This window comes from Mobilicoccus massiliensis (genome assembly GCF_000826525.2).
Taxonomy (GTDB): domain Bacteria; phylum Actinomycetota; class Actinomycetes; order Actinomycetales; family Dermatophilaceae; genus Mobilicoccus; species Mobilicoccus massiliensis.
In genome coordinates, this window is record NZ_LN651318.1 from 1 (window position 1) to 972 (window position 972).

General features: G+C 76.1%; 1 protein-coding gene and 1 pseudogene. Both read left to right on the forward strand.

Annotation, left to right across the window (positions count from 1 at the left end; genetic code table 11):
• Nucleotides 1-481: pseudogene (locus tag BN1197_RS17185) on the forward strand (hypothetical protein); the annotation flags it as partial.
• Nucleotides 478-972, forward strand: a 495-nt coding sequence (locus BN1197_RS00115; RefSeq protein WP_141397148.1) for a hypothetical protein, incomplete at its 3' end; no start/stop codon positions are given. The pseudogene BN1197_RS17185 and the gene BN1197_RS00115, both read left to right, overlap by 4 nt.

Below are 972 nucleotides of genomic sequence, written 5' to 3' on the forward strand. Positions count from 1 at the left end.
GTGGGAGTCCGCCGCGCCGGCCCCCGTCTCGTGGTCGTCGACGGCGACGACGAAGGCCCTGCTCACCGTGCCCCTCCCCGCCCCGACGGAGGCCCCGGAGCCCTGCCGACGAGCGGGCCGCGGCGCGACGATCGGCTGGAGCTGGCCCGCAGCGACGTCGCGCCCGGTCAAGGGCGCCAAGGGCATCGCGCGCTGGGCCGTGCTCGCGCGTCCGGCCGGCAGCTCGAAGGGGTGGACCCACGTCGGTTGGGCGCCCGCCGGATCCCGAACCCAGAAACTGACCGTCGCGGCCCTGCGCAAGGCGGGCTCGGGCGCCGACGCCTACGACCTCCTCGTGCGCGCCTACCCGCACGCCGACTCGGCCGAGGTCTACGCGGACAGCGACCGCAGGTGGGGCGTCACGACCTCGGGCGGGCGACTCGCATGCACGAAGACGGCCGCCAACCCCGCGCCGGCGCTCCGCCTCGGAGACGGGCGATGACCGCCGCGATCCGCGCCCTTAGCGTCGTCGGGGTGGTGTTCGCGTTCGTCGTCGTCCTCGTTCTCGGGGTGCCGGCGTTGCTGGGCTGGGTGCCGCTGCCGGTCGACGACGACGCCTCCGGCGTCCCGGCCGGGAGCCTCGTCGTCCTCGCCCCCACCTCTGGCGCTGCCGGTGACCGGCCGAACCTGACGAGCGGAGACGCCGTCGCGCTCACCACCGACAGTGGCCGCCTCGTCGTCCGGACGATCACGGCCGCCACCCCTGAGGCGCTCGACGTGTCCGCCGTCGGGGGTGGCACGGCCCGTGTCCCGACGGATCACCTGCGTGCCGTCGAGCGATACCGGATTCCGGCCGCCGGTCACCTCGTCGCTGCCGTGCCGCCGGACGCGCGGCCGCTCTGGGGCCGGATCCTCGGCGGTCTGCTTCTGGTGTGGGCCGCCGCGGAGGTGTGGGACGGTCTGCGTGGTGGGCCCCGCCGTGGCCAGCACGCC